The organism is Mixta sp. Marseille-Q2659 (assembly GCF_940807255.1).
Taxonomy (GTDB): Bacteria; Pseudomonadota; Gammaproteobacteria; order Enterobacterales; family Enterobacteriaceae; genus Mixta.
This window is the reverse complement of the sequence record NZ_CALNWY010000020.1, coordinates 37719-63917: the sequence shown is the minus strand read 5'-3', so window position 1 is coordinate 63917 and position 26199 is coordinate 37719. Positions and strand designations below refer to the sequence as shown.

Below are 26199 nucleotides of genomic sequence, written 5' to 3'. Positions count from 1 at the left end.
TCGGGCGCGGACGTAACGGACTGGCCTGTCAGGAAGCGGGGATTTTTAGCGTTTGCCCCAGCATAACGTTTGTCGATTTCATATTGTTGGCCTGCATTATCGCCTGAGCGCTGACGCCATAGTGTACCGCGATCGCCGTCAGAGAGTCACCGCGCACCACTTTATGCCGCTGCGGGCCACGGCTTGCGGCGGCGGTTTTAGTGCCGTTGGTCGGCACCTTCAGCCGCTGCCCCACCCAAACGCTCTGTTTCTTGAGCTTATTCAGCTGGCTAAGCGTACTCATGGTAACGCCATAGTGCGCCGCAATGCCCGACAGTGTTTCGCCACGTTTTACCACGTGCCGCGTCACCGGGCCGGTATAAGTGACCGGCGTACTGGCGCTGTTGGCTTCGACTTCAACCGCCGTTGCGGACGGCAACGGTCGGTTTTCCTGCTTTGGGACGGATTGTAACGGATGCGTCAGGAAGTAACTGCGCAGGCCGCGATAAATCGACTCGGCAATTTTCTCCTGATACGCGCTGCTGCCCAGCAGCCGCTCCTCCGAAGGATTACTGATAAAGCCCGTCTCCACCAGCAGGGAAGGAATATCGGGCGAGCGCAGCACGCCCAGGCTGGCATGTTCTGGCCGCCGTTTATGCAGCGAACCAACCTGACGAAGCTGTTGGATAACCTTCGTCGCCACATCGTAGCCGACGCGCTGCGAATGGCCGAACTGCAAATCCAGCACCGCCTGGCTCAGATAGGGATCCGCCTGGCTGTTGGCCAGCAGATCGCCCGCACCGCCCAGCAATTCCGACTGCTTCTCATGCTGCTCCAGCCAGTTGGCCATTTCGCTGTTGGCGCGGCGGTTGGAGAGAACCCAGACTGACGCGCCACGCGCGCTGCGGTTAGGCGCGGCGTCCGCATGAATCGAAACCAGCACGTTAGCGTTCTGCTTACGGGCAACATCGGAACGGCCCATGACCGAAATAAAGTAGTCGCCATCGCGCGTTAAGACGCCCTTAAACATCGGATCGGCATTCAGCTTCGCCTTCAGCTTACGGGCGATAGCGATAGTGACATTTTTCTCTTTCAGTCCGTTCATGCCGATGGCACCAGGATCCTGGCCGCCATGCCCGGCATCAATAGCCACAATCACCGTATCGCTGGCGACGCTGTTACTCTGTCCGGGCGCCACGCGGCTGTTGGTGTTGGTTACCGACGTGACCTTATTGCCATCAAACGGGTTATGCGCCGGTTGTCTCGGCTGCGAGCGCGACGCGGTGCTGACCGGCGCGCTGGCGGCGGCGCGCTGTTTACCGGCAATGGTAAACACCACTTTATAATCGTTGCCGTTACGCTGGGTGACGGCGCGGGTTTTAGCCGATTGCGTCAGCTCAAACACCAGGCGAATGCTCTGGCTATCTTTGGGCTGACTGGTGCGGATGCGTTTTACCAGGTTATCGCCGCTGAAATTGAGCGGCAAACCTTTAATCACGCCGGACTGGCGAATATCCAGTACCACGCGATCCGGGTTATGCAGCGGGAAAAAGCCGTAAACCGGCTGCCCGTTAAAGCTCAGCGTTACCGTTGCCTGGCTGCTGCCGTTCGATACCTGAATATCAGACAGATTAGCGGCCAGCGCGGAGCAGGAGAGCAAGCACAGCAGCATCAACAGCATGACCTTGATGCGTGCCATTATGCGCGGTCCTTATGATTGTTCGCCTGCGAAACCAGACGTTCGCCCAGCGGCGAATGCGCCTCCAGCTTCGCCTCACGCGACTGGTTGACGTAGCTTAGCGTCAGCGACAGATCGGGCTCTGGCAGCACGCCGGTTCCCTGCTGCGGCCACTCCACCAGACAAACGGCCTCGCCGGAGAAATAGTCACGGATGCCCATAAACTCCAGCTCTTCTGGGTCAGCAAGGCGATAAAGATCGAAATGATAAACCGGCCTGGCGAGGTGCTGATAAGGCTCAACCAGCGTATAGGTCGGGCTTTTAACATTGCCCTGATGACCCAACGCCTGTAAAAAACCGCGACTAAAGGTGGTTTTGCCCGCCCCTAAATCGCCGTAAAGATAGATGACCGCCGCGCTGTCGCAGGCGCGGGCCAGTTGGGCGCCCAGATCGAGGGTTGCCGCCTCGTCAGGCAATGCGATAACACAGGTATTCATGCTTTATTGTTTAACATCTCAGGATTAACAAATTGATACAGCTCGGAAAACAGATCGGTCGCCAGCATACCGCGCGTGCCAATGCGCGCCGCTACCGCATCTGCTGCCGCTCCATGTACGACACAGCCTGCACAGCCAGCATCATACAGCGTCATTTTCTGGCCGCACAGCGCGCCGATAATGCCTGACAGCACATCGCCCATACCGCCCGACGCCATGCCGGCATTCCCCACATCAGCAAAGGCCATTTCTCCGCTTTCGCTGGCGATAATGGTGCCCGCGCCTTTCAATACCGCCACGCCACCGTAGCGCTTCACTAAGCGCTGAGCTGCAAGTAAGCGATCACTTTCAATTTCCGCCGTGGTAACGTTTAACAGCCGCGCCGCCTCGCCGGGATGGGGCGTAATGATGCGATTCTGACGTTTATCGGGATTGAATGCCAGCAGGTTGAGCGCGTCGGCATCCCACAGCATCGGTTTCTGAGAATTTTCGACCCGCTTAAGCGCCTTTTTGCCCCATTCCTGCTGGCCAAGTCCCGGACCGATAACAATGATGTCGGCCCACTCCAGCGCCTGCTGTAGCACCTCATCCAGTAGCTCATCGACCATAATTTCCGGGCGCGCGCTCAGGATAGGAATAATATTATCTTTGTGAGTAAGCACTCGCACCAAACCTGCACCGGTACGCAATGCCGCCTCTGCCGTCATTCGTATCGCACCCGCCGTTCCGCGATCGCCGCCGACCACCAGCAGACGCCCATGATCGCCTTTGTGAGAGGTGGGACGGCGCGGTTTCAGCCAGCGCGTTAAATCCCGCGCCTCGTAGCGCGCCATCGGCGCCTGTTGGCCGCTAAGCCAGGCTTCCAGCCCCAAAGCGTGATAGTGCAGTTCGCCTGTGTAATCGCGCGCTTTACCGGTAAGCAGCCCCGGCTTAAGCGCGATTAACGCCAGCGTTGCCGCCGCCTCGATCGCTACGCCCGGCACAGTGCCGTTGGCAGCGACCAGGCCAGAAGGCATATCTACGGAAAACACCGGCGCCGGATGCTGATTCGCCTTTTCGATCAGGCTATCGTAAGGCGCGGCGGGCGCCCGGTTCAGACCGGTGCCCAACAGCGCATCGACAATAATATCGACCTGCTCCGGCCAGAGAGCATCCGCCGCATGGATTTCGCCGCCCGCCTCCAGCCAGCCTGCACGAGCGCTTTGCGCCTCTTCCGGCAGCGGGTGATTGCTATCGCAGGCCAGCAGCGTCACCTGACATCCTGCCGCCTGCGCCAGTCGCGCCACCACATAACCATCGCCGCCGTTGTTACCGTGACCGCACAGCACCAGCCAGCGTCGGGCCTGCGGCCATCGGCGGCGAATAGTATCAAAAGCGGCGTGACCGGCACGCAGCATCAGTTCATAGAGCGTAATCCCCAGACTGTCCGCGCCTTCGGTCTCCAGCCGACGCAGCGCCTGCGCAGGCCAGACAGAGTGTGGTAAACTACGGGCGTTTTCTCTCTCTGTATGGTCAGTCATGTCACACCCTCTCGATCTTCAACAACTTGCTCAGGATATAAAACAGTGGGGAATGTCGCTCGGCTTTCAGCAGGTCGGTATTTGCGATACCGATCTCAGCGCTGAAGAGCCACGGCTGCAGGCCTGGCTGGATAAGCAGTATCACGGCGAGATGGAATGGATGGCGCGGCATGGCATGATGCGCGCCCGCCCGCATGAACTGCTGCCTGGCACCCTGCGCGTAATTAGCGTGCGGATGAACTATCTGCCGGCGAAAGCCGCCTTTGCCAGCACGCTAAAAAATCCCCGTCTGGGCTATGTCAGCCGCTACGCTTTAGGTCGCGACTATCACAAAGTATTGCGCAATCGACTGAAAAAGCTCGGCGATTTAATTCGTGAACGTTGTGAAGCGGTCAATTTTCGTCCGTTTGTCGATTCTGCGCCGCTGCTGGAGCGGCCATTAGCAGCAAAAGCCGGACTTGGCTGGACAGGTAAGCACTCACTCATCCTCAATCGCGAAGCGGGCTCCTGGTTTTTCCTCGGCGAGCTGCTGATCGACCTGCCGCTGCCGGTCGATCAACCGCAGGAGGAACAGTGCGGACGTTGCGTCGCCTGTATGACCACCTGCCCGACCGGCGCGATTGTCGAACCTTATGTCGTCGATGCACGCCGCTGCATCTCTTATCTGACCATCGAACTGGAAGGTGCGATCCCGGAACAATTCAGGCCGCTGATCGGCAACCGCATTTATGGCTGCGATGATTGCCAGCTGATTTGTCCGTGGAACCGTTTTGGGCAGTTAACCGATGAGGATGATTTCAGTCCGCGCGCCGCGCTCCATGCGCCGCCGCTGACGGAACTTTTTGCCTGGGATGAAGCGAAATTCTTACGCATCACTGAAGGTTCGGCAATTCGTCGCATCGGTCATTTGCGTTGGTTGCGTAACGTGGCGGTGGCGTTGGGCAATGCGCCCTGGGATGAGGAGAATATCGCTGCGCTTGCCAACCGTCTGGGGGAAAACGCCATGCTGGATGAGCATATTGAATGGGCAATAGAGCAACAGAAGCGCCGACGCGCCGAAAACAGCATTGAGGTGCAGCGCCCACAGCAAAAACGTCTGGTACGCGCCGTTGAGAAAGGCCTGCCGCGCGATGCTTAACCGCTTATATAATCGCCTGCCTGATGTGGCAGGCACTTTTCCACACGCTGTGCATAAAAATAAAAAATCGTTGTCATTCAAGTGACACACAAAGCGCAAGCGGCATCTATAACAAATTGAAATATTATCACCTTCATATATTTCAATTAGTTACTCGAATTATGTAAACAAATAATAACGTGAAAGCGCAGCGGTAGCGAAGAACAGCCTGTGGATAAGTCTGTTTAAAGAGGTTTGACTTAATGCGTCATCGGCACAACAGACAGGCGTTGCCGCTGTGGATAATTATATTGTGCAGATAAAATTTGGAGCGGGAAACGAGACTCGAACTCGCGACCCCGACCTTGGCAAGGTCGTGCTCTACCAACTGAGCTATTCCCGCAAAGAAGTAGGTAAATCGAAGAATCTGGAGCGGGAAACGAGACTCGAACTCGCGACCCCGACCTTGGCAAGGTCGTGCTCTACCAACTGAGCTATTCCCGCCCGGAAAGAAACGGAGAACACCGATTTGGAGCGGGAAACGAGACTCGAACTCGCGACCCCGACCTTGGCAAGGTCGTGCTCTACCAACTGAGCTATTCCCGCTTGGTGTTACCGGGTACTACACAAATTTTTTGGAGCGGGAAACGAGACTCGAACTCGCGACCCCGACCTTGGCAAGGTCGTGCTCTACCAACTGAGCTATTCCCGCATTCGTAGCCGACGTGAAATTCTTCATCGGTACGGGGAGCGCATTATACGAGAAAACTTTTACCCTGCAAGCCCTCAAGGGCAAAAATTTGCGCTTTCGCTTTAATTGCTGATTTAAGCGGCAACCTGTTCCTTTTTTAGCCGCTTTATCTGCTACAGCTGTAAGAAATGGGTACGGTAATAAGCCAGCTCCGCCACCGACTCACGAATATCGTCCAGCGCCTGATGGGTGCCCGCTTTTTTAAAGCCCGCCAGGATATCCGGCTTCCAGCGGCGCGCCAGCTCTTTCAGCGTGCTGACATCCAGATAGCGATAGTGGAAATAGGCTTCCAGCTCCGGCATATATTTAAACAGGAAACGGCGATCCTGACCGATGCTGTTGCCGCAAATAGGAGAAGTGTTAGCAGGCACCCACTTCCGTAAAAACTCCAGCGTAGCCAGCTCCGCATCGCGATCGCTGTAGGGGCTGGCTTTGACGCGCTCGACCAGTCCGCTATTGGTATGAGTGCGCACATTCCATTCATCCATCAGCGCCAGCTGTTCCGGGCTCTGATGTACCGCCAGCACCGGCCCTTCCGCCAGAATATTTAAATCGGCGTCCGTTACCAGCGTCGCAATTTCGATAATGCGATCGCGCTCTGGATCCAGCCCGGTCATTTCCAGGTCAATCCAGATAAGATTGTTTTCGTTTCCCATGTTTTATCCCGCAGTTGGCAATCTGATTAATGGGGCGAAAGCGGGAGCCCGCGCAAAGCCGCGCCGCGTCACTCGCTGTAATTCCGCCCAGGGTGTATCATAGACGTTTTGCCCAACGAGGCGAAACCGTCCCAATGCCTGTGAGGAAGAGTGAGTAAAAATAAACTGTCTAAAGGCCAGCAGCGTCGCGTCAACGCTAACCATGAACGTCGATTAAAGCAGCGAGCGGAAAAGCCTGAACCCGATGACAGCCTGTTTGGCGAAGCGCAGGATGGCATTGTCATCAGCCGCTTCGGCATGCACGCCGACGTTGAAGATAGCGCGGGCGCCGTTCACCGCTGCAATATTCGTCGCACCATTCGCTCGCTGGTCACCGGCGATCGCGTTCTCTGGCGGCCAGGCGTCGAAGGCGGCGCCACGGTTAAAGGAATTGTGGAAGCGGTGCATGAGCGCCATTCCGTCCTGACGCGCCCGGACTACTATGACGGCATCAAACCGATCGCCGCCAATATCGATCAGATTATTATCGTCTCCGCCATCGTGCCTGAGCTGTCGCTGAACATTATCGATCGCTATTTAGTCGCCAGCGAAACGCTTGGCATCGAGCCGCTGCTGGTCCTGAATAAAACCGACCTGCTTGACGATGAAGGCCGCGCCTTCGTTGATGAACAAATGGAGATTTATCGCCGCATCGGTTACCGCGTGCTGATGGTGTCCAGCTATGCAAAAGCGGGCCTCGCCGAGCTGGAAGCGGCGCTGACCGGTCGCATCAGCATTTTCGCCGGCCAGTCGGGCGTCGGAAAATCGAGCCTGCTTAACGCGCTGCTGGGTCTGGATCTCAGCAACCAAACTATTCTCACCAATGACGTTTCCGACGTCTCCGGTTTAGGCCAGCATACCACCACCGCCTCGCGTCTCTATCACTTCCCCCATGGCGGCGACGTGATTGATTCACCGGGCGTGCGCGAGTTTGGTCTGTGGCACCTGGAGCCGGAACAAATTACCCAGGGCTTTGTCGAATTCCGTGAGTTTTTAGGCGGCTGCAAGTTCCGTGACTGTAAGCACGATACCGATCCCGGCTGTGCAATCCGCGAAGCGGTGGAGAATGGGCAAATCGACGAAACGCGCTTTGAAAACTACCATCGTATTCTGGAAAGCATGGCGCAGGTAAAAACGCGTAAAAACTTCGGCAACAGCGAAGATTAATGCTGCGGTTATGGCATTATCGGCGCGTTAGCCTTAACCGGCTGGCGCTGCTACAATTCGCCCCCTTTTTCTTCAACGTCGTGTGATTAAGCCAGGAGGCTAACGTGTTGGATTCAATTAAACTCGGCCTGAATCATCTGCTCCCTAAAAAATGGCTCACCGAGCTGGCTGGCTGGGCGGCCGGCAAGCGTGCCGGTTGGCTGACCAAAGCAGTGATTGATATTTTTGTCTGGTTCTACCGGGTCGATATGTCCGAGGCGCAAAAGCCGGACACCGCCAGCTATCGTACCTTCAATGACTTTTTCGTCCGCCCGCTGCGCGACGAAGCGCGTCCGATTGATGCCGATCCTAATCTGCTGGTGCTGCCGGTGGATGGCGCCATCAGCCAGCTCGGCCATATCGATGGCGACACCATTTTTCAGGCGAAAGGCCACACCTATTCACTGGAAGCGCTGCTGGCGGGCGATCGTCAGATGGCGGCCCAGTTCCGCGACGGCGAGTTCGCGACTATCTATCTGGCGCCGCGCGATTATCACCGCGTGCATATGCCGTGCAACGGCATTCTGCGTGAAATGATCTACGTGCCGGGCGACCTCTACTCGGTAAACCCGCTGACCGCACGCAATATCCCTAACCTGTTCGCCCGTAACGAGCGCGTTATCTGCTATTTCGATACCGAATTCGGGCCGATGGTGCAGATTCTGGTGGGCGCGACTATTGTTGGCAGCATTGAAACCGCATGGGCCGGTACCATTACGCCGCCGCGTGAAGGCGTCATCAAACGCTGGAGCTGGCCGGGCGCCGACGCCGAAGGCGCGGTTGTGCTGCTGAAAGGTCAGGAAATGGGTCGCTTCAAGCTGGGTTCGACGGTGATTAACCTGTTCGCGCCGGGCCGCATTAAGCTGGCGGAAAGCCTGGAAGCGGAAACCAAAACGCGTCTCGGTCAGCCAATGGCGATGGCGCTACAGCGCACCGACGCGGAAACCGTTTTACATCACGAATAAGATCCTACTGTGCGACAGCTCCTCGCTTTAATTTTTCTCTCTCTGCTCACCCTGCCCACCTTCGCCGCCAGCGCGCCTGACGCGGCGCAGGTACGCCAGGAATTAGAGCAGGCAAAATCCGGGAAAACCTCGCCGGCTCAGGCCGAACTGGTGCAGACGCTGGAATCGGCCCTGAGCGCAATTGACGCGCGCAATGAATCGCTGGATCGCGCCAAACAGTATCAGCAGGTTATCGATGATTTCCCCAAACTGGCGCGTGAACTGCGCCAGCAGATCGCCAGCCTGAATGAGAGCAGTCATACGGTGCGCAGCGGCATGAACAGCGCCGAACTCGATCAGGAGATCCTGCAAATCAGCAGCCAGCTGCTGGAAGAAGGCCGTCAGGCGCAGCAGGAACAAGATCGAGCCAGAGAGATTAGCGATTCGCTGGGCCAATTGCCGCAGCAGCAAACCGAAGCGCGTCGGGCATTAAGCGAAAGCGAACGCGGTTTGCAGGGCCCCTCCTCCGCCACCGGCGCGCTGGCTCAGGCGCAAAGCTATGTGCGCCAGGCAGAAGCGGCAGCCTTAAAAGCTCGCGTTGACGAACTGGAGCTGGCGCAGCTTTCGGCCAATAACCGTCAGGAGCTGGCGCGGATGCGCGCCGAAGTGCATCAGAAGAAAGCGGAGCAGCTGGATGATTATTTGCAGGCGCTGCGCAATCGGCTGAACGGCCTGCGTCAGCACGAAGCGGAGCTGGCGCTGGCGCGTACCGAACAGCTGGCGGAAAACAGCGGCGATCTGCCACCGCCGATCACCGAGCAGTTTCATGTTAACCGCGAGCTTTCCGCCGCGCTGAATCAGCAGGCGCAGCGTCTTGACCTTATCGCCTCGCAGCAGCGTCAGGCGACCAATCAAACGATTCAGGTTCGTCAGGCGCTCAGCACCATTCGTGAACAGTCGCAGTGGCTTGGCGCGTCAAATCTGCTTGGCGAAGCGCTGCGCGCGCAGGTTGCGCGCCTGCCGGAAATGCCGAAGTCGCAGCAACTGGACAGCGAAATGGGCCAGCTGCGTGTCCAGCGTCTGCATTATGAAGATCTGCTGAGCAACCAGCAGCAGTTGCGCCAGCTGAAACAGGAAAACGGCGAGCCGCTGACCAGCGAGCAACGCCGCATTCTTGACGCACAGATCAAAACCCAGCGCGAGCTGCTCAGTTCGCTGATTTCCGGCTGCGATACCCTGATTCTGGAAGTAACCAAACTGAAGGTCGCTAACAGCCAGCTGGAAGACGCGCTAAAAGAAATTAAAGAGGCGACGCACCGCTATCTGTTCTGGACCGCCGACGTTAATCCGTTGAGTCTGAGCTATCCCCTGGACGTGGCGCGCGATCTGACGCGCCTGCTGTCGCTGGATACGCTGGGCCAGCTGGGTGGCGCAGTAATGATGATGGTCACCAGCCGCGAAACCATCCTGCCGATTCTGGGCGCGCTGCTGCTGGTGGGCTTCAGCATTAGTTCGCGGCGTCATTACAGCGCCTTTCTGGCGCGGGCCGCCGGGCGCGTTGGCAAGGTTACGCAGGATCACTTTACCCTGACGCTGCGCACCGTTTTCTGGTCCATTCTGGTGGCCGTACCGTTGCCGGTATTGTGGGCCGCCTTCGGCTTTGGCTTACAGCATGCCTGGCCTTATCCGGTCGCCGTCGCCATCGGCGATGGTGTCACCGCCACGTTGCCGCTGCTGTGGGCTTTTATGATCAGCGCCGCCTTTGCGCGCCCTAACGGGCTGTTCGTGGTTCATTTCCGCTGGCCACAGCTGCGGGTGGCGCGCGCGATGCGTTATTACTCGCTCTGCATCGGCCTGGTTGTACCGCTGATAATGCTGCTGATCACCTTCGCAAATCTGGAAGATCGCCAGTTTTCCGCCACGCTCGGACGTTTGTGTTTTATCCTGATCTGCGGCGCGCTCAGCCTGGTAACCGTCAGCCTGAAGCGCGCCGGAATCCCACTCTACCTGGATAATGAAGGCAGCGGCGATAACGTTATCAACCGCATCCTATGGAATATCCTGATCTGTATTCCGCTGGCAGCGGCAGCAGCTTCCTGCATCGGCTATCTGGCGACGGCGCAGGCATTGCTGGCGCGGCTGGAGACTTCGGTCGCCATCTGGTTCCTGTTGTTGGTGATTTACCATATTATCCGGCGCTGGATGCTGATTCAGCGCCGACGCATCGCCTTCGATCGCGCTCGTGCGCGCCGCGCCGATATGTTGGCGCACCGCGCACGCGGTGAAGAAGAAGCGACGACGTACACCGTGGACGGCGTGGAAGTGGATGAACCGGTTATCGATCTGGACGCCATCAGCGCGCAGTCGCTGCGTCTGGTACGTTCGATTCTGACGCTAATCGCCCTGCTCTCGGTTATCGTACTGTGGTCGGAAATTCATTCTGCCTTCGCCTTTCTGGAAAACATCCGCCTGTGGGATGCCAGCAGCACGGTACAGGGCGTAGAGAGCCTGCATCCGATTACGCTGGGCTCGGTGCTGATCGCTATTCTGATTTTCATTATTACCACGCAGCTGGTACGCAACATGCCCGCCCTGCTGGAGCTGGCGCTGTTGCAGCATCTCAGCCTGACGCCCGGCACCGGCTACGCCATCACGACGCTGACGAAATATCTGCTGCTGCTGATTGGCGGCCTGATGGGCTTCTCGATGATCGGCATTGAGTGGTCGAAACTCCAGTGGCTGGTCGCGGCGCTCGGTGTTGGTTTGGGCTTTGGCTTGCAGGAGATCTTCGCTAACTTTATTTCCGGCCTGATTATTCTGTTTGAGAAGCCGATTCGTATCGGCGATACGGTAACCATCCGCGATCTTACCGGCAGCATTACGCGCATTAATACGCGCGCCACCACCATTACCGACTGGGATCGCAAAGAGATTATCGTGCCGAATAAGGCATTCATTACCGAGCAGTTTGTTAACTGGTCGCTGTCCGATTCGGTGACGCGCGTAGTGCTTACCGTACCGGCTCCGGCGGGTGTGGACAGCGAGCAGGTCACGACCCTTCTGAAACGCGCCTGCGAACGCTGTAGCTACGTGCTGGATACGCCGGTGCCGGAGGTGTTCCTGGTAGATTTACAGCAGGGCATCCAGTTGTTTGAACTGCGTATTCACGCGGCGGAGATGGGTCATCGTATGCCGCTGCGCCATGAACTGCATCAGCTGATTCTTCAGGGCTTCCGCGAACATAATATTGAAATGCCGTTCCCGCCGTTCCAGGTGCGAATGGAGACGGCAGCAAAACGCACGCCTGCCAGTAACGGCGCGCCTGCGGCTCGTACCTTTAAATCGGGTGGGCTGTAGCGCTCAGCGGCGGGAGGTTTAAACCGCTGGAGAGGAAATGTTAAACGCGGCCTGCCTTAAACAGCAGGCCGCTTTGTTATCAGCAGCGATCGACCGGGAAGGCGATCACCTCGCTGAGCGACTCGGCCTTGAGCGCCAGCATAACCAGGCGATCGACGCCGAGCGCGACGCCGGAACAGGCTGGCATTCCATGCTCCAGCGCCGCCAGCAGGTTATTATCGATCGGCTGCTGCGGCAGGCCGCGTGCGGCGCGGCGGCGGTTATCCTGTTCAAAGCGCTGACGCTGTTCGCGCGCGTCGGTCAGCTCGCGGAAACCATTCGCTAATTCGATCCCTTTGAAGTAGACCTCAAAGCGTTCCGCCACACGGTGATCCTCGGTGCTGATCTCCGCCAGCGCCGCCTGGGTGGCCGGGAAATGATAGATAAAGGTCGGTTTTTCCTGGCCGATCTTCGGCTCCACGCCCAGCATAAACAGCAGCTGCAGCAGCGTGTCGCGATCTTCCTCAGCATTTGCCAGATCGCCAACGCCGAGCTTTTCTGCAACGGCGCGCAGCTGCGCCTTATCGGCAGAGAGCGGGTCCACTTCCAGATGGCGAATAAACGCCTGCTGATAAGAGAGCGACTCCGCTGACGGGCACTCCAGCACCTGCTGCAACAGATCGTCCACCTCATTCATCAGGCGGTACATATCGTAATGCGGGCGATACCACTCCAGCATGGTGAATTCGGGATTGTGATGACGCCCCGCTTCTTCATTACGGAAGCTGCGGCCCATCTGATAAATCGGCCCGCTGCCTGCCGCCAGCAGACGCTTCATATGATATTCCGGGCTGGTCATCAGCCAGAGATCTAACCCCTGCGATGCGCCAGGTCCGACAAAGCGGGTCTGGAAGGTGACCAGATGAATATCGGTTACCGTAGCCTGACTCATCGCCGGGGTTTCCACCTCCAGTACGCCGCGATCGGCAAAGAAACGTCGAATTTCCGCCAGGATTTTCGCGCGTTTCAACAGGTTAGAGATGGGTGCGCTCGGCTGCCAGCTTGCCGTCTCGCTCATGGGGTTTACTCCTCAGTCAAACAAGGGGATGCAGTCTACTCGTATCGCCGACATCAGACAAACCTCTGCCGATAAAACCAGCATATTTCCTTCTGCTCGCTTACGCACGCTTTCCCACCTGAATACCTGAGTACATCAATTTTGCGTCCGCTGAGCTGGCATATACTGCATAACCCTAAAGAGTTAGATAGCGTTCGAGGGAGGTAGCAGTGCAAAGCATTCAGGCCGATTTAGTGATTGTCGGCGCGGGCGGCGCGGGCTTGCGGGCGGCGATTGCCGCAGCCGAAGCTCATCCTCAGTTATCCATCGCCCTTGTGTCAAAAGTCTATCCCATGCGTAGCCACACCGTGGCTGCCGAAGGCGGTTCCGCCGCCGTTACGCAACAACATGACAGTTTCAATGCGCACTTCCACGATACCGTCGCAGGCGGCGACTGGCTGTGCGAGCAAGACGTGGTGGATTACTTCGTCCAGCACTGTCCGCAGGAGATGATTCAGCTGGAACAGTGGGGCTGCCCGTGGAGCCGCAAAGATGATGGCACCATTAATGTGCGCCGTTTCGGCGGGATGAAAATCGAACGCACCTGGTTCGCCGCCGACAAAACCGGCTTCCATATGCTGCATACGCTGTTCCAGACCTCGTTAAAATATCCGCAGATCCGCCGCTTCGATGAACATTTCGTTCTCGATCTGCTGGTGGATGATGGCCGTATCGGCGGCGTCGTAGCGCTGAATTTGATGGAGGGCACGCTGGTAACGCTGCGCGCCAACGCCGTCGTGGTGGCGACCGGCGGCGCCGGGCGCGTTTACCGCTACAACACCAACGGCAGCATTGTCACCGGCGACGGCATGGGCATGGCGCTGCGCCACGGCGTTCCGCTGCGGGATATGGAATTTGTGCAATACCATCCCACCGGCCTGCCCGGCTCCGGCATTCTGATGACGGAAGGCTGCCGCGGCGAAGGCGGCATTCTGGTGAATAAGCATGGCTATCGCTATTTGCAGGATTACGGGCTCGGTCCGGAAACGCCGCCCGGCGCGCCGAAAAACAAATATATGGAACTGGGCCCGCGCGATAAGGTTTCGCAGGCCTTCTGGCATGAGCTACAGGCCGGACGCACTATCTCCAGCGCGCGCGGCGAGGTGGTTCATCTCGATTTGCGCCACCTCGGCGCGAAAAAGCTGCACGAGCGTCTGCCCTTTATCTGCGAACTGAGCAAGGCCTATGTCGGCGTCGATCCGGTAACCGATCCCATTCCGGTGCGGCCAACGGCGCATTACACCATGGGCGGCATTGAAACCGACGCGCGCGGCGAAACCCGTATTCAGGGGCTGTTTGCCGCTGGCGAATGTGCTTCCATCGGTCTGCACGGCGCCAACCGGCTGGGCTCTAATTCGCTGGCAGAACTGGTGGTATTTGGCCGCCTGGCGGGCGAACAGGCGGCGCAGCGCGCGCTGGAGAGCCAGGCCGCCAGTGAAAAAGCGTTGAGCGCTCAGGCGCAGGATGTCGAGCAACGACTGCGGGCGCGGGTTAACCAGCCCGGCAACGAGCGCTGGTCAACGCTGCGCGATGAGATGGGACGCAGCATGGAGGAAGGTTGCGGCATCTATCGCACGCCGGAACTGATGCAGCGCACCATCGACAAGCTGGCAGAGCTAAAAGCGCGCTATCAGTGTCTGCATATCAGCGACAGCAGCAGTGTTTTCAATACCGAACTGCTCTACAGCCTGGAGCTGGAACATAGCCTGAACGTTGCCGAGTGTATGGCGCACGCGGCCATGCAGCGTAAAGAGTCGCGCGGAGCGCATCAGCGGCTGGATGAAGGCTGCCGCCAGCGCGACGACGAAAACTTTCTGCACCATACGCTGACCTTTTTCAACGGCGACGGCGCGCCACGCATCGAGACGTCGCCGGTAAACATTACCCGTCTTCCGCCGGCGCAGCGGCTTTACGGTGCCGAGGCGGAGGCCGCACAGGCTCAGGAGGCGCCTCATGACTAAGTCCACCCTGAATGTGACCGTGCAGCGCTACAACCCGGAGCAGGACCACGCGCCGCACGACGAACATTTTTCCGTTCCCTGGGATGAACAGACCTCACTGCTGGATGCGCTGGGCTATATCAAAGATCATCTGGCGCTGGATCTTGCCTGGCGCTGGTCATGCCGGATGGCGATCTGCGGCTCCTGCGGCATGATGGTCAACGGCATCCCGAAACTCGCCTGTAAAACTTTTCTGCGTGATTACCCGGACGGTTTGCGCATCGCGCCGCTGGCGAATTTTCCGGTGGAACGCGATCTGGTGGTGGATATGAGCCACTTTATTGAAAGCCTGGAGGCGATTAAGACCTACATTATTGATAATCCTCGCGTTCCGGCACAGGGCGCCAACCGGCAAACGCCAGCGCAAATGGCGCGCTACCATCAATTTTCCGGCTGTATCAACTGCGGCCTCTGTTACGCCGCCTGCCCGCAGTTTGCCCTGAACCCGCAGTTTATCGGTCCGGCGGTTATCGCGCTGGCGCACCGTTATAACCTTGACAGTCGCGATCGCGGAAAGGCGAAACGGATGCCGTTATTAAACGGCGACAACGGCGTCTGGCCCTGCACCTTCGTCGGCTTTTGCTCGGAAGTGTGCCCAAAACATGTCGATCCGGCAGCCGCTATCCAGCAGGGCAAGGTCGAAAGCGCAAAGGATTATCTGATTGCCCGGCTAAGACCGCGCTAAGGAGCTTTTGATGTTAAGTAAACGCAAACCTTATCGGGCACCGGTTTCCGCAAACTGGTGGCGGCAGTTGAGATTCTATCGCTTTTATATGCTGCGCGAAGGAACCGCTATTCCGGCGCTGTGGTTTAGCCTGGAGCTGCTGTTTGGCCTGTATGCGCTGAAAGACGGCCCGGAGTCGTGGCAAAGCTTTGTCGGTTTTCTCCAGCATCCGATCGTGCTGCTGTTAAATCTGGCAACGCTCGCCGCCGCGCTGCTGCACAGCAAAACCTGGTTTGAGCTGGCACCGAAGGCGGCCATTATTATGGTCAAAAATGAGAAGCTAAAGCCGCAGCCCATCATTATCGCACTGTGGATCGTCACGCTAATCGTGATGCTGGTCGTGCTATGGCTGGCATTGAAAGCGTAAGGAGGAAACATGCAGCAACCACAACGATCGGATGAGCCGCTGTTCTGGGGAATGTTTGGCGCGGGCGGCATGTGGGCAGCCGTGGTGTCGCCGGTGCTGGTTCTGCTGGTTGGCCTGCTGCTGCCGCTGGGCTGGTGGCCGGAGGAAGCCTTAAGCTATGCGCGTATTAGCGGTTTCGCCAGCAGCATTGTTGGACGCGGGCTGATTTTCCTGGCTATCGTTTTGCCGCTGTGGTGCGCGCTGCATCGTCTGCATCATGGCGCGCACGATCTTCAGTTCAGGATCCCCGCCGGTAAATGGTGGTTTTATGGCTTTGCCGCTATCCTGACGATTATTGCCGCTATCGGCGTCGTCACGCTGTAAAATCATCCTTTCAACAGCGACAACATTATCTGCGGCTGCTGGTTCGCCTGAACCAGCACCGCATTGCTGGCCTGCTGAATAATCTGCGCCTTCGTCATATTGCTCGCTTCCAGCGCGTAATCCGCATCCATAATTCGGCTGCGTGCCGCCGTGGTCGCCAGCGTCTGCGCGGAGAGCGTCGCCTTTGCCGATTCCAGGCTGTTAATAGTGCTGCCGTATTCACCCCGGTAGCCGTTAACGGTATCCAGCGCCTTATCCAGCGCGCCCAATGCTCTGCTCGCCTCATCTTTCGGGTTAAGGCGCGTGGAAGCCAGCCCTAAAGAGGCGCTGTCAGAAGGCGTCGGCTCGATAGTTTTGGTTTTCAGTTCATCACCAAAGTTAGCGCTGGTCACGATCTGCGTGGCGCTGCTTACCTTGACCGGCTCTGCGGGCGTGTAGGTTGGCGTCGGCATATTTCCCCAGGTCATGCGTGCGGAGAAAGAGCCATTGCCGACCACCATCACCACCAGGTCTTCGGTCACGTTATCAATCGTGATGCGCTCCTGAGTATTGGTGCTGGAAACGGTGCCGTCGTTATAGCCGCCGGTAGAGGCATCTTCATAACGGTCGCCGTCGCCGCTATAGGTAATGGTCATCCCGTTATAATTTTGTGTGGCGCTACCGTTAATATCGTAACTGCTGCCGCCCTGTACCAACGTGCTGTCATCGTAGCTGGCATTCGGCAGGAAGCCGTTGGCTTCAGTGATGACGCTGCTGTCGGCCTGCGCGGCGCTGGTGATCCCTTTACTGGCCCAGGTAGAATCAGGATCGCTGCCCTGCAGCGGCGTGCCCACCAAATGCTTGCCGTCGCGGGTAAAAATCTGGATGTCATCATCATAAGAGTAAGAATCGATGCGCATCGCAATATTGGTCGCGCCCGCCGGAATGTAGGCCAGCGAAACAATGCCAGAGGTAAAACCGTAGTTAGCGCCTGCTACCGGAAATTTGCTGCTGGCTGGCGCGACGTTTCCTAACTGTACCGGCAGCTCTGCGACCGCAGGCGCCAGCGGATATTTGCCGAAAATCTCAGTATTGCCAGCAATTTGATCGATAGTGGCGCTAATTTGCTGGAATTCATCCTGCAGGCTCTGCCGATCGCTATCTGATAACGCGTCGTTCACTGAACGGATCGCCAGCTCTTTCGCACGGATCAGCAGTTGAGAAATCGAATCCAGGCCGCCGTCGGCGGTTTCTGACAGGCTGATACCATCATCAAGTCCACGTCCGATAACCGTGTCCGCGCCGAGATTCGCCGTCATGCGGTTAGCAATCGCCTGACCAGCAGAGTCATCCTTCGCGCTGTTAATGCGCAGCCCTGAAGAAAGACGCGTAAGCGCCTGGCTAAGCTGTGAGGCGTCCTTTGCCTGATTTTTCAGCACGTTGGCTGATAACAGATTGGTAAAAATGGTCGCCATGATAAGGAATTCTTCATTGACTGTTGCTTGAGTAGAAGGGTTATCGGCGTAAAAACAAGCCGCTTTAGCAGGTTTACATTCGCTTACGACCAGGGCCGACAAGGCTTTGCCCGTTACGGCTGCATTTCTGATGCGGCATTGAATTCACTATCTATACTTAAACTGTTCAAACTTATCAGGAAAGCACGATGAAATTATGGAAAACCTTTATGGCCAGCGTTGGCGCCCTGCTCTCCGTGGCCTGTAGCACGACGCCGCCGAAAAACGTTACGGTGGTCGAAAATTTTGAGGCCGATCGTTATCTCGGTCAGTGGTATGAAATCGCGCGGCTCGATCACCGCTTCGAGCGCGGTCTGGACCATGTCACCGCCACCTACAGCAAGCGCGACGATGGCGGTCTGAAAGTGATTAATCGCGGCTACAGCCCGGAGAAACAGCGCTGGAAAGAGAGTATCGGCAAGGCGTACTTTACCGGCTCGCCGCAGCGTGCGGCGCTGAAGGTCTCTTTCTTTGGGCCTTTCTATGGCGGCTACAATGTTATCGCGCTCGATAAAGAGTATCGCTACGCGCTGATATGCGGACCGAATTACGATTATCTGTGGATTCTGTCACGCACGCCGCAGCTGGACGATTCCGTTAAGCAACGGCTAACGGAGCAGGCGCGGCAGGCCGGTTTCCCGGTCGATAAGCTGATCTGGGTAAAACAGGATGGCGCCACGGCACCGCAGGCGGGAAATTAATGTTAAGGCAGGCGTGAAGGTCGAGATAGGTAAAATGCCGGTACGGAACCGCGTTCCGCACCGTTCATATTACTGAGCGCTGCGCTGAATCGCCTCGCCGCCCGCTTCAACATCCTGGCCCACGCCGCGCGTGGTATTGCAGGCAGAAAGCAGCGTTGAAAGAATTAAAGCGGAAAAAATTGCGACAATACTTTTCTTAGACATAGCCATTTCCTTGTTGGTTACTGTTGAAAGTACAGTAACTAAAGCATAGACCGAAATTATTAGCTTGCTCGTTGCGATAAAGGAAATGGCGGGCAATAAAAAAGCGCATCCGTTGGATGCGCCTCTTCGCTGCTTATTGCACGTACGAAACGTCATTTCATACGTGAAGCATGTTCGCTTATTTTACGCGAGATACGTATTCGCCAGAGCGGGTGTCAACTTTGATCACTTCGCCGATCTGCACGAATAGCGGAACCTTCACGACCGCGCCGGTAGTCAGCGTAGCTGGTTTGCCGCCGGTACCCGCGGTATCGCCTTTCAGACCCGGATCGGTATCAACGATTTCCAGCTCGACGAAGTTCGGCGGCGTAACGGCGATCGGGCTACCGTTCCACAGGGTAACGATGCATTCAGCCTGATCCAGCAGCCATTTTGCGCTATCGCCTACCGCTTTCTCATCGGCAGCCAGCTGCTCGAAGGTTTCATTGTTCATGAAGTGCCAGAACTCACCGTCGCTGTAGAGGTAAGTCAGGTTCATATCAACCACGTCAGCGCCTTCGGCGGAGTCGGTAGATTTGAAGGTTTTTTCAATCAGCTTGCCGGTCAGCAGACGACGCATTTTAACGCGTGCGAAAGCCTGACCTTTGCCCGGTTTAACAAATTCACTGGATTCGATAGCGTAAGGTTCGCCTTCGAACATGATTTTGAGACCGTTGCGAAAATCGTTGCTAGAATAAGTCGCCATAAAGGCCCTCTACAATTAATACTGGTACTTAGCCAAAAAAATGGCACACATTGTAACCCTAAATACCCCATCCAGAGAAGAATGGTTGCATCAACTTGCAGACGTCATCACTGAACCCCATGAATTACTACGCTTTTTAGCGCTGGATCAGTATCCTCAGCTCTCTGCCGGAGCCGATGCGCGGCGGCTTTTCGCCCTGCGCGTGCCGCGCGCGTTTGCAGATCGCATGAAAAAAGGCGATCCGCAGGATCCGCTGCTGCTGCAGGTGATCACCGATCGGCAGGAGTTTATCGATACGCCAGGCTACAGTGTTGATCCGCTGGATGAGCAAAGCAGCGTTGTGCCGGGCCTGCTGCATAAATATAAAAACCGGGCGCTGCTGCTGGTAAAAGGCGGCTGCGCGGTAAACTGCCGCTACTGTTTCCGCCGCCATTTTCCCTATCAGGAGAATCAGGGCAACAAGCGCAACTGGCAGCGGGCGCTGGATTATATTCGCGATCATCAGGAGCTGGATGAGATCATTTTCTCCGGCGGCGATCCGCTGATGGCAAAGGATCATGAGCTGGACTGGCTGATCGGCGAACTGGAAGCGATCCCGCATCTGAAACGGCTACGTATTCACAGCCGTTTGCCGGTGGTGATCCCGGCGCGCATTACCGAAGGACTTTGCCAGCGGCTGGCCAACTCGCGGTTACAGGTGTTAATGGTGACGCACATTAACCATGCGCAGGAAATTGATGATGCGTTGCGCCACGGCGTAGTGATGCTCAAACGCGCAGGCGTAACCATGCTGAATCAGAGCGTGCTGCTGCGCGGCATTAATGATAATGCGCAGACGCTGGCGGCGCTTAGCAATGCGCTGTTTGATGCCGGTATCCTGCCCTATTATCTGCATGTGCTGGATAAGGTGCAGGGCGCGGCGCATTTCTATGTTTCCGATGAGACGGCGCGCACCATTATGCGTGAGCTGCTGGCGCTGGTTTCCGGCTATATGGTGCCGAAGCTGGCGCGTGAAATCGGCGGCGAACCCAGCAAAACGCCGCTCGATTTACAGCTCAGGCAATCCTGAAAACCTGCCCGGTAACAGACTGTTTACCGGACGCCCTCTGGCAGAGATCCTGCCGCTGCTTACAGATAAGCAGATAATTACTTTCGTACAAAGAGTTACGATGAAAAAGCTCACCCTGATTTCCACTCTCATTCTGGCCGGCACGATGAATATGGCGCACGCTGAGGATTGCGCTGCGAAACGCGCCGCTCTGCAAAAAGAGATGGATATTGCCCAGCATTACAATAACAGCGCAAAGGTTAATGGCCTGAAGCAGGCGTTGGCGGAGGTTAACGCGCACTGTACGCATGACAGCGTGCTGGCGGATGCGCGACAGGATGTTGCCAAACTGGAGAGAAAGCTGGAAGAAAAGCAGGCAGATATTCGCGAAGCGGAAGCGGATTTACGTGAAGCACAGGCTGAAGGCAAGCAGGACAAAATGGCGAAGTATCAGCGCAAAATTCGTGAAAAACAGGCTGACCTGCAGGAAATAAAACAGGAACTGGCGCAGGCGCGCGCTGAGCAGGCCGCACTACAAAAATAAGCACATTAAAACGCATCAGGCCAGCAGGAAAACAGGAAAACCGCTGTTAAGCGAAGAGGCTGAATAAACAGGGCGTTAAACCGGCGTTAATCTGAAAAGGCGCCGGAATAACGCAACAGGCTTCAGATGGTTACGGGCACTTATAAACCTGGCCGGTCATCTTGCTGTCAAGCGGTGCGAAGCTTGACCAAATATTTTGCGTTGGGCTGGTGGCACCATAAATGACGTTGCCGCCCATTTCAGCTGCCCGATTGCGTAAGTCATTAGCTGCGCCGCGCAGCGAGCTGTTTTCACCGCCTGCGCCGCTGAGCCAGTTGCTCTGGCTACCGGTGATTTCACCCAGTAACTGACACGTCTGAGCCGGCTGCTGATCGGTAAAGGTGACGCGCTCTCCGGCTGCACTTAGCTCTTTAGAGGTGCTACAACCCGCCAGCAGCAGCGCTGCCGCAGAAAGCCCCAGCAAGACATTAATCCGCATGTGATTCCTCATTTATTATCGTCAGTATCCGGTTCGAGCGTATCAGAAAAGCATGTGTTTTCTTAAACATCCCTTGCCGCAAAACGTTCAGTATAAGACTGCGCGTTTACTTATACCTTTTTCAGCAACAAAAGAAAAACCCCCTGCCATTTCTGACAGGGGGTTGAGATGACTTAAGCCGTTGGGGGCAATTACATCATGCCGCCCATACCGCCCATGCCGCCCATACCACCAGCAGCACCTAAGTCGCCTTTATCTTCTTTCGGCAGGTCAGTCACCATACATTCGGTGGTGATCATCAGACCGGCAACGGAAGCAGCGTACTGCAGCGCAGAACGGGTCACTTTGGTTGGATCCAGGATACCGAAGTCGATCATGTTGCCGTATTCTTCGGTCGCTGCGTTGTAACCGTAGTTACCGTCGCCCGCTTTAACCATGTTCGCAACCACAGACGGCTCTTCACCGGCGTTAGCCACGATCTGACGCAGCGGAGCTTCCATTGCGCGCAGCGCAACTTTGATACCGACGTTCTGGTCTTCGTTCTGGCCTTTCAGCTCAGCGATTTTCGCAGCAACGCGCACCAGCGCCACGCCACCACCAGCAACCACGCCTTCTTCTACCGCAGCACGGGTTGCATGCAGGGCATCTTCAACGCGCGCTTTCTTCTCTTTCATTTCAACTTCAGTTGCTGCGCCCACTTTCAGTACGGCTACACCGCCTGCCAGTTTCGCTACGCGCTCCTGCAGTTTTTCTTTGTCGTAATCAGAGGTCGCTTCTTCGATCTGCTGACGGATCTGAGAAACACGGCCCTGAATAGCGGTTTCTTCGCCCACGCCATCGATGATGGTGGTGGTGTCTTTATTGATAACAACGCGTTTCGCCTGACCCAGATCTTCCAGCGTTGCTTTTTCCAGCTCCATACCGATCTCTTCAGAGATAACGGTACCGCCAGTCAGGATAGCGATATCCTGCAGCATCGCTTTACGACGGTCGCCGAAGCCCGGTGCTTTCACCGCAGCCACTTTCACGATGCCGCGCATGGTGTTCACCACCAGCGTTGCCAGCGCTTCGCCTTCTACGTCTTCAGCAACGATCAGCAGCGGCTTGCTTGCTTTAGCAACGGCTTCCAGAACCGGCAGCAGTTCACGGATGTTAGAAACTTTTTTATCAACCAGCAGGATGAACGGGCTGTCCAGTTCTACAGCGCCAGTTTCCGGCTTGTTGATGAAGTAAGGGGAGAGGTAGCCACGATCGAACTGCATACCTTCAACCACATCCAGCTCGTCCTGCAGGCCGGTGCCTTCTTCAACGGTGATAACGCCTTCTTTGCCCACTTTTTCCATCGCCTGGGCAATCAGGGTACCTACGGACTCGTCGGAGTTAGCAGAGATAGTACCTACCTGCGCGATCGCTTTGGAATCAGAGCAAGGTACGGACAGGGTTTTCAGCTCTTCCACAGCGGCGATAACTGCTTTATCGATACCGCGTTTCAGATCCATCGGGTTCATACCCGCAGCAACAGCTTTCAGGCCTTCGTTAACGATGGACTGAGCCAGCACGGTTGCGGTGGTGGTACCGTCGCCCGCAGCGTCGTTCGCTTTAGAGGCAACTTCTTTCACCATCTGCGCACCCATGTTTTCGAACTTATCGTCCAGTTCGATTTCACGTGCAACGGAGACGCCATCTTTAGTGATGGTCGGCGCACCGAAAGATTTATCCAGAACCACGTTACGACCTTTCGGGCCCAGGGTAACTTTAACTGCGTCTGCCAGGATGTTTACGCCGCGCAGCATTTTTACGCGAGCGTCATTACCGAATTTTACGTCTTTAGCTGCCATTTGAAATTTCCCTTAAATTCGTATGTTCGATGTGGTTTACGCGTAATCAGGCTTCAACGATTGCCAGAATGTCGCTCTCAGAGATAATCAGTACTTCTTCGTTGTCGATCTTCTCGGTTTTAGCGCCGTAACCTTCGTTGAAAATCACAACGTCGCCCACTTTGACATCCAGCGGCTTCACGCTGCCGTTTTCCAGGATGCGACCATTGCCGACAGCCAATACTTCACCGCGAGTAGATTTAGCTGCCGCAGAGCCGGTCAGAACGATGCCGCCAGCAGATTTGGATTCAACTTCTTTACGCTTGACGATAACGCGATCGTGCAATGGACGAATGTTCATTTGATAGCTCTCCTTTGAGAAGTCCAATCAGTCATTTTTGGGATGAATGCCGGGCTTATGGGCTTCCGGCCTCGTGGCTCAAGAGATAGGGACAGTGCCAATCGCTTTCAAGGGGCACAATGAAAAAAAATTTTTGTTTGGGGTGAATCTGCCGAGCCGGCTAACCGGCTGAAGAAAAAAGGGCGGCGGCTGTTTGCCGTCGCCCTTTATCAGGAAAATTAACGATCCTCGCGATCTTTATCGTGGCCGATACGATCGCTCTCTTTGCGTTCGTATTCGCCTTCCATAGTATAGCCGCTGTCGGGGCCCGCTCCTGGCCCGCGCCAGACGCGCAGATGCGGCATCAGCTTCAGCGTAAGATGTTTTTGTACCGGCGGCAGCAACAGCAGCAGGCCGAGAAAGTCAGTAAAGAAGCCGGGCAACAGCAGCAAGAAACCAGCGATAATCAGCGACACGCTTTTGATCATCTCCGCCGCCGGGCTTTCGCCCTGCGCCAGCTTCTGCTGCATCAGCATAAAGTTTTTTACGCCCTGGTTTTTAACCAGCGATACGCCGATGCAGGAGGTAAAGATCACCAGCAGCATCGTCAGCAGCACGCCCATCACATGCGCCACCTGAATAAACAGGGAAATCTCAATCCAGGCGAATAAAAACAGTATTAATAACGGTAACCAGCGCACCGTATTCTCCTTTGGTCGGGCCGCCACGCCTGCGGCGCAGCGGCAATATTCTTAAGGTTAAACGCGCAAAGCGCTTTGCGGCGCGTTCATTATGCGGTCCGCATAAGTTACTGAGATGGGTATCGGCGCGTTATTTTTCAACCATCGCGCCGGATTTTTCCCACCCGCCACAATTTTGCGATTATGATCACACCACAGAGCTGGTAATCCTTCAGCTTTTATCTGAAACGCGATCTGTACTCAGATATTTCTGTTGCTTCAGCCTATGATCGTGCTGCCCGGCAGTCAGGGATACATATTCCGGCGCTGGCTCTATCCGACACGATGAACGCATCACCCGTAATGATGTAACCGGTAGCTCTAACAAGAAGGTTCCCATGGCAAATAACATTCGTATCGAAGAAGACCTGTTAGGCATGCGCGAAGTTCCGGCGGATGCCTGGTACGGCGTTCATACTTTGCGTGCGATTGAGAATTTCTGTATCAGCAGCCACAAAATCAGCGACATTCCAGAATTTGTGCGCGGCATGGTAATGGTGAAAAAAGCAGCGGCATTAGCCAACAAAGAGTTACAAACGATTCCGCGCAACATTGCCAACGCCATTATTCAGGCCTGCGATGAAGTGCTGAATAACGGCAAATGTATGGATCAGTTTCCGGTTGATGTCTATCAGGGCGGCGCGGGAACCTCGGTAAATATGAATACCAACGAGGTGCTGGCGAATATCGGTCTTGAACTGATGGGACATCAGAAAGGGGAATATCAGTACCTGAACCCCAACGATCATGTGAATAAATGTCAGTCCACCAACGATGCGTATCCTACTGGTTTCCGCATCGCGGTTTACACCTCTATTCTGAAACTGTTGGATGCGATCGCGCAGCTTGGAGAAGGCTTTGAGCGTAAAGCGGTCGAGTTCGAAACCATTCTGAAAATGGGCCGTACGCAGCTTCAGGATGCGGTACCGATGACGCTGGGCCAGGAATTTCACGCTTTCAATGTGCTGCTGAAAGAAGAGATTAAAAACATCACCCGCACCGCCGAGCTGCTGCTGGAAGTGAACCTCGGCGCAACGGCTATCGGCACGCGCCTGAATACGCCGGATGGTTATCAGCAGCTGGCGGTAGAAAAACTGGCGGAAGTCAGCAACCTGCCGGTGACGGCGGCGGAAGACCTGATCGAAGCGACCTCCGACTGCGGCGCCTATGTGATGGTGCATTCCGCCCTGAAACGTCTGGCTGTGAAGCTGTCGAAAATCTGCAACGATTTACGTCTGCTCTCCTCCGGGCCGCGCGCGGGCCTGAACGAAATCAACCTGCCGGAACTGCAGGCGGGCTCGTCGATTATGCCGGCCAAAGTGAACCCGGTAGTGCCGGAAGTGGTCAATCAGGTCTGCTTTAAAGTTATCGGCAACGATACAACCGTAACCATGGCCGCCGAAGCGGGTCAGCTCCAGCTAAACGTCATGGAGCCGGTGATCGGCCAGGCGATGTTTGAGTCTGTTCAGTTACTTACCAACGCCTGTTATAACCTGCTGGAAAAATGCGTTAATGGCATTACCGCCAACAAAGCGGTCTGCGAAGCTTACGTCTTTAACTCTATCGGCATTGTGACCTACTTAAACCCTTACATTGGCCACCATAATGGTGATATTGTCGGAAAAGTCTGTGCGGAAACCGGTAAAAGCGTCAGAGAAGTGGTGCTGGAGCGCGGTCTGCTTACCGAAGCAGAGCTGGATGAGATATTTTCCGTACCTAACCTGATGCGGCCAGCGTATAAAGCAAAACGCTATACCGATGAAAATGAAAACTAAGTCAGATCAGTAATTTAACA

Annotated in this window: 24 protein-coding genes and 4 tRNA genes; 12 read left to right on the top strand and 16 right to left on the bottom strand. The window is 56.1% G+C overall.

The features are described 5' to 3' along the window. Positions 1-28: 28 nt before the first annotated feature. Genes amiB through nnr form a run of 3 tightly spaced genes read right to left on the bottom strand, consistent with a single transcriptional unit; the run spans position 29 to position 3674 of the window. Positions 29-1681 (bottom strand): N-acetylmuramoyl-L-alanine amidase AmiB, encoded by a 1653-nt coding sequence (amiB, locus tag P3C52_RS14475; protein ID WP_275555688.1) that lies wholly within the window; start codon positions 1679-1681, stop codon positions 29-31. Further along, complete coding sequence (gene tsaE, locus P3C52_RS14470; RefSeq protein WP_275555678.1) at positions 1678-2154, bottom strand: tRNA (adenosine(37)-N6)-threonylcarbamoyltransferase complex ATPase subunit type 1 TsaE; 477 nt, start codon at positions 2152-2154, stop codon at positions 1678-1680. The genes amiB and tsaE overlap by 4 nt, the downstream gene beginning before the upstream one ends. After that, on the bottom strand, positions 2151-3674 hold the full coding sequence (gene nnr / locus P3C52_RS14465) for a bifunctional ADP-dependent NAD(P)H-hydrate dehydratase/NAD(P)H-hydrate epimerase (protein ID WP_275555677.1): 1524 nt from the start codon (positions 3672-3674) through the stop codon (positions 2151-2153). The genes tsaE and nnr overlap by 4 nt, the downstream gene beginning before the upstream one ends. Here nnr and queG point away from each other — a divergent pair. Continuing rightward, positions 3673-4812: a tRNA epoxyqueuosine(34) reductase QueG gene (queG, locus tag P3C52_RS14460; protein ID WP_275555674.1), complete on the top strand. Its 1140-nt coding sequence runs from the start codon at positions 3673-3675 to the stop codon at positions 4810-4812. The two genes, nnr and queG, sit on opposite strands and share 2 nt — an antisense overlap. Before the next feature lie 306 nt (positions 4813-5118). Here the strand turns inward: queG and P3C52_RS14455 are convergent. From P3C52_RS14455 to orn, 5 genes are all read right to left on the bottom strand, one after another. Next, positions 5119-5194: transfer RNA gene (locus P3C52_RS14455), tRNA-Gly, on the bottom strand. 25 nt (positions 5195-5219) lie between these two features. Beyond that, a tRNA-Gly gene (locus P3C52_RS14450) sits at positions 5220-5295 on the bottom strand. A 26-nt stretch (positions 5296-5321) separates the two neighbouring features. Next, positions 5322-5397, bottom strand: a tRNA-Gly gene (locus tag P3C52_RS14445). Positions 5398-5427: 30 nt separating this feature from the next. Then, positions 5428-5503 (bottom strand) — tRNA-Gly (locus P3C52_RS14440). Between the two features lie 152 nt (positions 5504-5655). Beyond that, complete coding sequence (gene orn / locus P3C52_RS14435) at positions 5656-6198, bottom strand: oligoribonuclease (RefSeq protein WP_275555673.1); 543 nt, start codon at positions 6196-6198, stop codon at positions 5656-5658. Positions 6199-6348: 150 nt separating this feature from the next. Here orn and rsgA point away from each other — a divergent pair, with 150 nt between their 5' ends. The 3 genes from rsgA to mscM all read left to right on the top strand — a co-directional run bounded on the left by rsgA (position 6349) and on the right by mscM (position 11744). Beyond that, on the top strand, positions 6349-7404 hold the full coding sequence (rsgA, locus tag P3C52_RS14430; protein ID WP_275555672.1) for a small ribosomal subunit biogenesis GTPase RsgA: 1056 nt from the start codon (positions 6349-6351) through the stop codon (positions 7402-7404). A 104-nt stretch (positions 7405-7508) separates the two neighbouring features. After that, positions 7509-8408 (top strand): archaetidylserine decarboxylase, encoded by a 900-nt coding sequence (asd, locus tag P3C52_RS14425; protein ID WP_275555671.1) that lies wholly within the window; start codon positions 7509-7511, stop codon positions 8406-8408. A gap of 9 nt (positions 8409-8417) precedes the next feature. Then, a complete protein-coding gene (mscM, locus tag P3C52_RS14420; RefSeq protein WP_275555670.1) occupies positions 8418-11744 on the top strand; it encodes a miniconductance mechanosensitive channel MscM in 3327 nt (1108 codons plus the stop codon). 79 nt (positions 11745-11823) lie between these two features. On the opposite strand, the gene epmA is transcribed toward mscM, so the two are convergent. Beyond that, positions 11824-12801, bottom strand: a complete 978-nt coding sequence (epmA, locus tag P3C52_RS14415) for an elongation factor P--(R)-beta-lysine ligase (RefSeq protein WP_275555669.1) — start codon at positions 12799-12801, stop codon at positions 11824-11826. Between the two features lie 209 nt (positions 12802-13010). Between epmA and frdA the strand changes: the two genes are divergently transcribed. Genes frdA through frdD form a run of 4 tightly spaced genes read left to right on the top strand, consistent with a single transcriptional unit; the run spans position 13011 to position 16294 of the window. Further along, entirely contained in the window at positions 13011-14801 is a 1791-nt protein-coding gene (gene frdA / locus P3C52_RS14410) for a fumarate reductase (quinol) flavoprotein subunit (RefSeq protein ID WP_275555668.1), read from the top strand. Then, complete coding sequence (locus P3C52_RS14405; RefSeq protein WP_275555667.1) at positions 14794-15525, top strand: succinate dehydrogenase/fumarate reductase iron-sulfur subunit; 732 nt, start codon at positions 14794-14796, stop codon at positions 15523-15525. Before frdA ends, P3C52_RS14405 begins: the two co-directional genes overlap by 8 nt. A gap of 10 nt (positions 15526-15535) precedes the next feature. Further along, entirely contained in the window at positions 15536-15931 is a 396-nt protein-coding gene (frdC, locus tag P3C52_RS14400; protein WP_275555666.1) for a fumarate reductase subunit FrdC, read from the top strand. 9 nt (positions 15932-15940) lie between these two features. Continuing rightward, on the top strand, positions 15941-16294 hold the full coding sequence (gene frdD, locus P3C52_RS14395; protein ID WP_275555665.1) for a fumarate reductase subunit FrdD: 354 nt from the start codon (positions 15941-15943) through the stop codon (positions 16292-16294). A 2-nt stretch (positions 16295-16296) separates the two neighbouring features. On the opposite strand, the gene P3C52_RS14390 is transcribed toward frdD, so the two are convergent. Beyond that, positions 16297-17748: a flagellin gene (locus P3C52_RS14390; protein ID WP_275555664.1), complete on the bottom strand. Its 1452-nt coding sequence runs from the start codon at positions 17746-17748 to the stop codon at positions 16297-16299. Positions 17749-17936: 188 nt separating this feature from the next. Here P3C52_RS14390 and P3C52_RS14385 point away from each other — a divergent pair, with 188 nt between their 5' ends. Beyond that, positions 17937-18488: a lipocalin family protein gene (locus tag P3C52_RS14385; protein ID WP_275555663.1), complete on the top strand. Its 552-nt coding sequence runs from the start codon at positions 17937-17939 to the stop codon at positions 18486-18488. Positions 18489-18557: 69 nt separating this feature from the next. Here P3C52_RS14385 and P3C52_RS14380 read toward each other — a convergent pair whose 3' ends face one another. Both P3C52_RS14380 and efp read right to left on the bottom strand, forming a co-directional pair. Then, positions 18558-18692, bottom strand: a complete 135-nt coding sequence (locus P3C52_RS14380; protein WP_275555662.1) for an entericidin A/B family lipoprotein — start codon at positions 18690-18692, stop codon at positions 18558-18560. A gap of 178 nt (positions 18693-18870) precedes the next feature. After that, the gene (efp, locus tag P3C52_RS14375; protein ID WP_275555661.1) at positions 18871-19437 is read right to left on the bottom strand and encodes an elongation factor P; all 567 of its coding nucleotides are present in this window, start codon (positions 19435-19437) and stop codon (positions 18871-18873) included. Positions 19438-19477: 40 nt separating this feature from the next. On the opposite strand from efp, the gene epmB reads away from it, so the two are divergent. After that, positions 19478-20506: an EF-P beta-lysylation protein EpmB gene (epmB, locus tag P3C52_RS14370; RefSeq protein WP_275555660.1), complete on the top strand. Its 1029-nt coding sequence runs from the start codon at positions 19478-19480 to the stop codon at positions 20504-20506. A gap of 100 nt (positions 20507-20606) precedes the next feature. Continuing rightward, on the top strand, positions 20607-21029 hold the full coding sequence (locus tag P3C52_RS14365) for a DUF1090 domain-containing protein (protein ID WP_275555659.1): 423 nt from the start codon (positions 20607-20609) through the stop codon (positions 21027-21029). Positions 21030-21159: 130 nt separating this feature from the next. Here the strand turns inward: P3C52_RS14365 and P3C52_RS14360 are convergent, their stop codons facing one another. The 4 genes from P3C52_RS14360 to P3C52_RS14345 all read right to left on the bottom strand — a co-directional run bounded on the left by P3C52_RS14360 (position 21160) and on the right by P3C52_RS14345 (position 24365). Further along, complete coding sequence (locus tag P3C52_RS14360) at positions 21160-21507, bottom strand: DUF4156 domain-containing protein (protein WP_275555658.1); 348 nt, start codon at positions 21505-21507, stop codon at positions 21160-21162. A gap of 191 nt (positions 21508-21698) precedes the next feature. After that, positions 21699-23345 (bottom strand): chaperonin GroEL, encoded by a 1647-nt coding sequence (groL, locus tag P3C52_RS14355; protein WP_275555656.1) that lies wholly within the window; start codon positions 23343-23345, stop codon positions 21699-21701. Between the two features lie 46 nt (positions 23346-23391). After that, positions 23392-23685 (bottom strand): co-chaperone GroES, encoded by a 294-nt coding sequence (locus tag P3C52_RS14350; protein ID WP_275555655.1) that lies wholly within the window; start codon positions 23683-23685, stop codon positions 23392-23394. Positions 23686-23903: 218 nt separating this feature from the next. Next, positions 23904-24365 carry an FxsA family protein gene (locus tag P3C52_RS14345; protein ID WP_275555654.1) on the bottom strand — a complete coding sequence of 154 codons (462 nt, stop codon included), beginning with the start codon at positions 24363-24365 and terminating at the stop codon, positions 23904-23906. 377 nt (positions 24366-24742) lie between these two features. Between P3C52_RS14345 and aspA the strand changes: the two genes are divergently transcribed. Further along, positions 24743-26179: an aspartate ammonia-lyase gene (gene aspA, locus P3C52_RS14340; protein ID WP_275555653.1), complete on the top strand. Its 1437-nt coding sequence runs from the start codon at positions 24743-24745 to the stop codon at positions 26177-26179. Positions 26180-26199 lie beyond the last annotated feature (20 nt).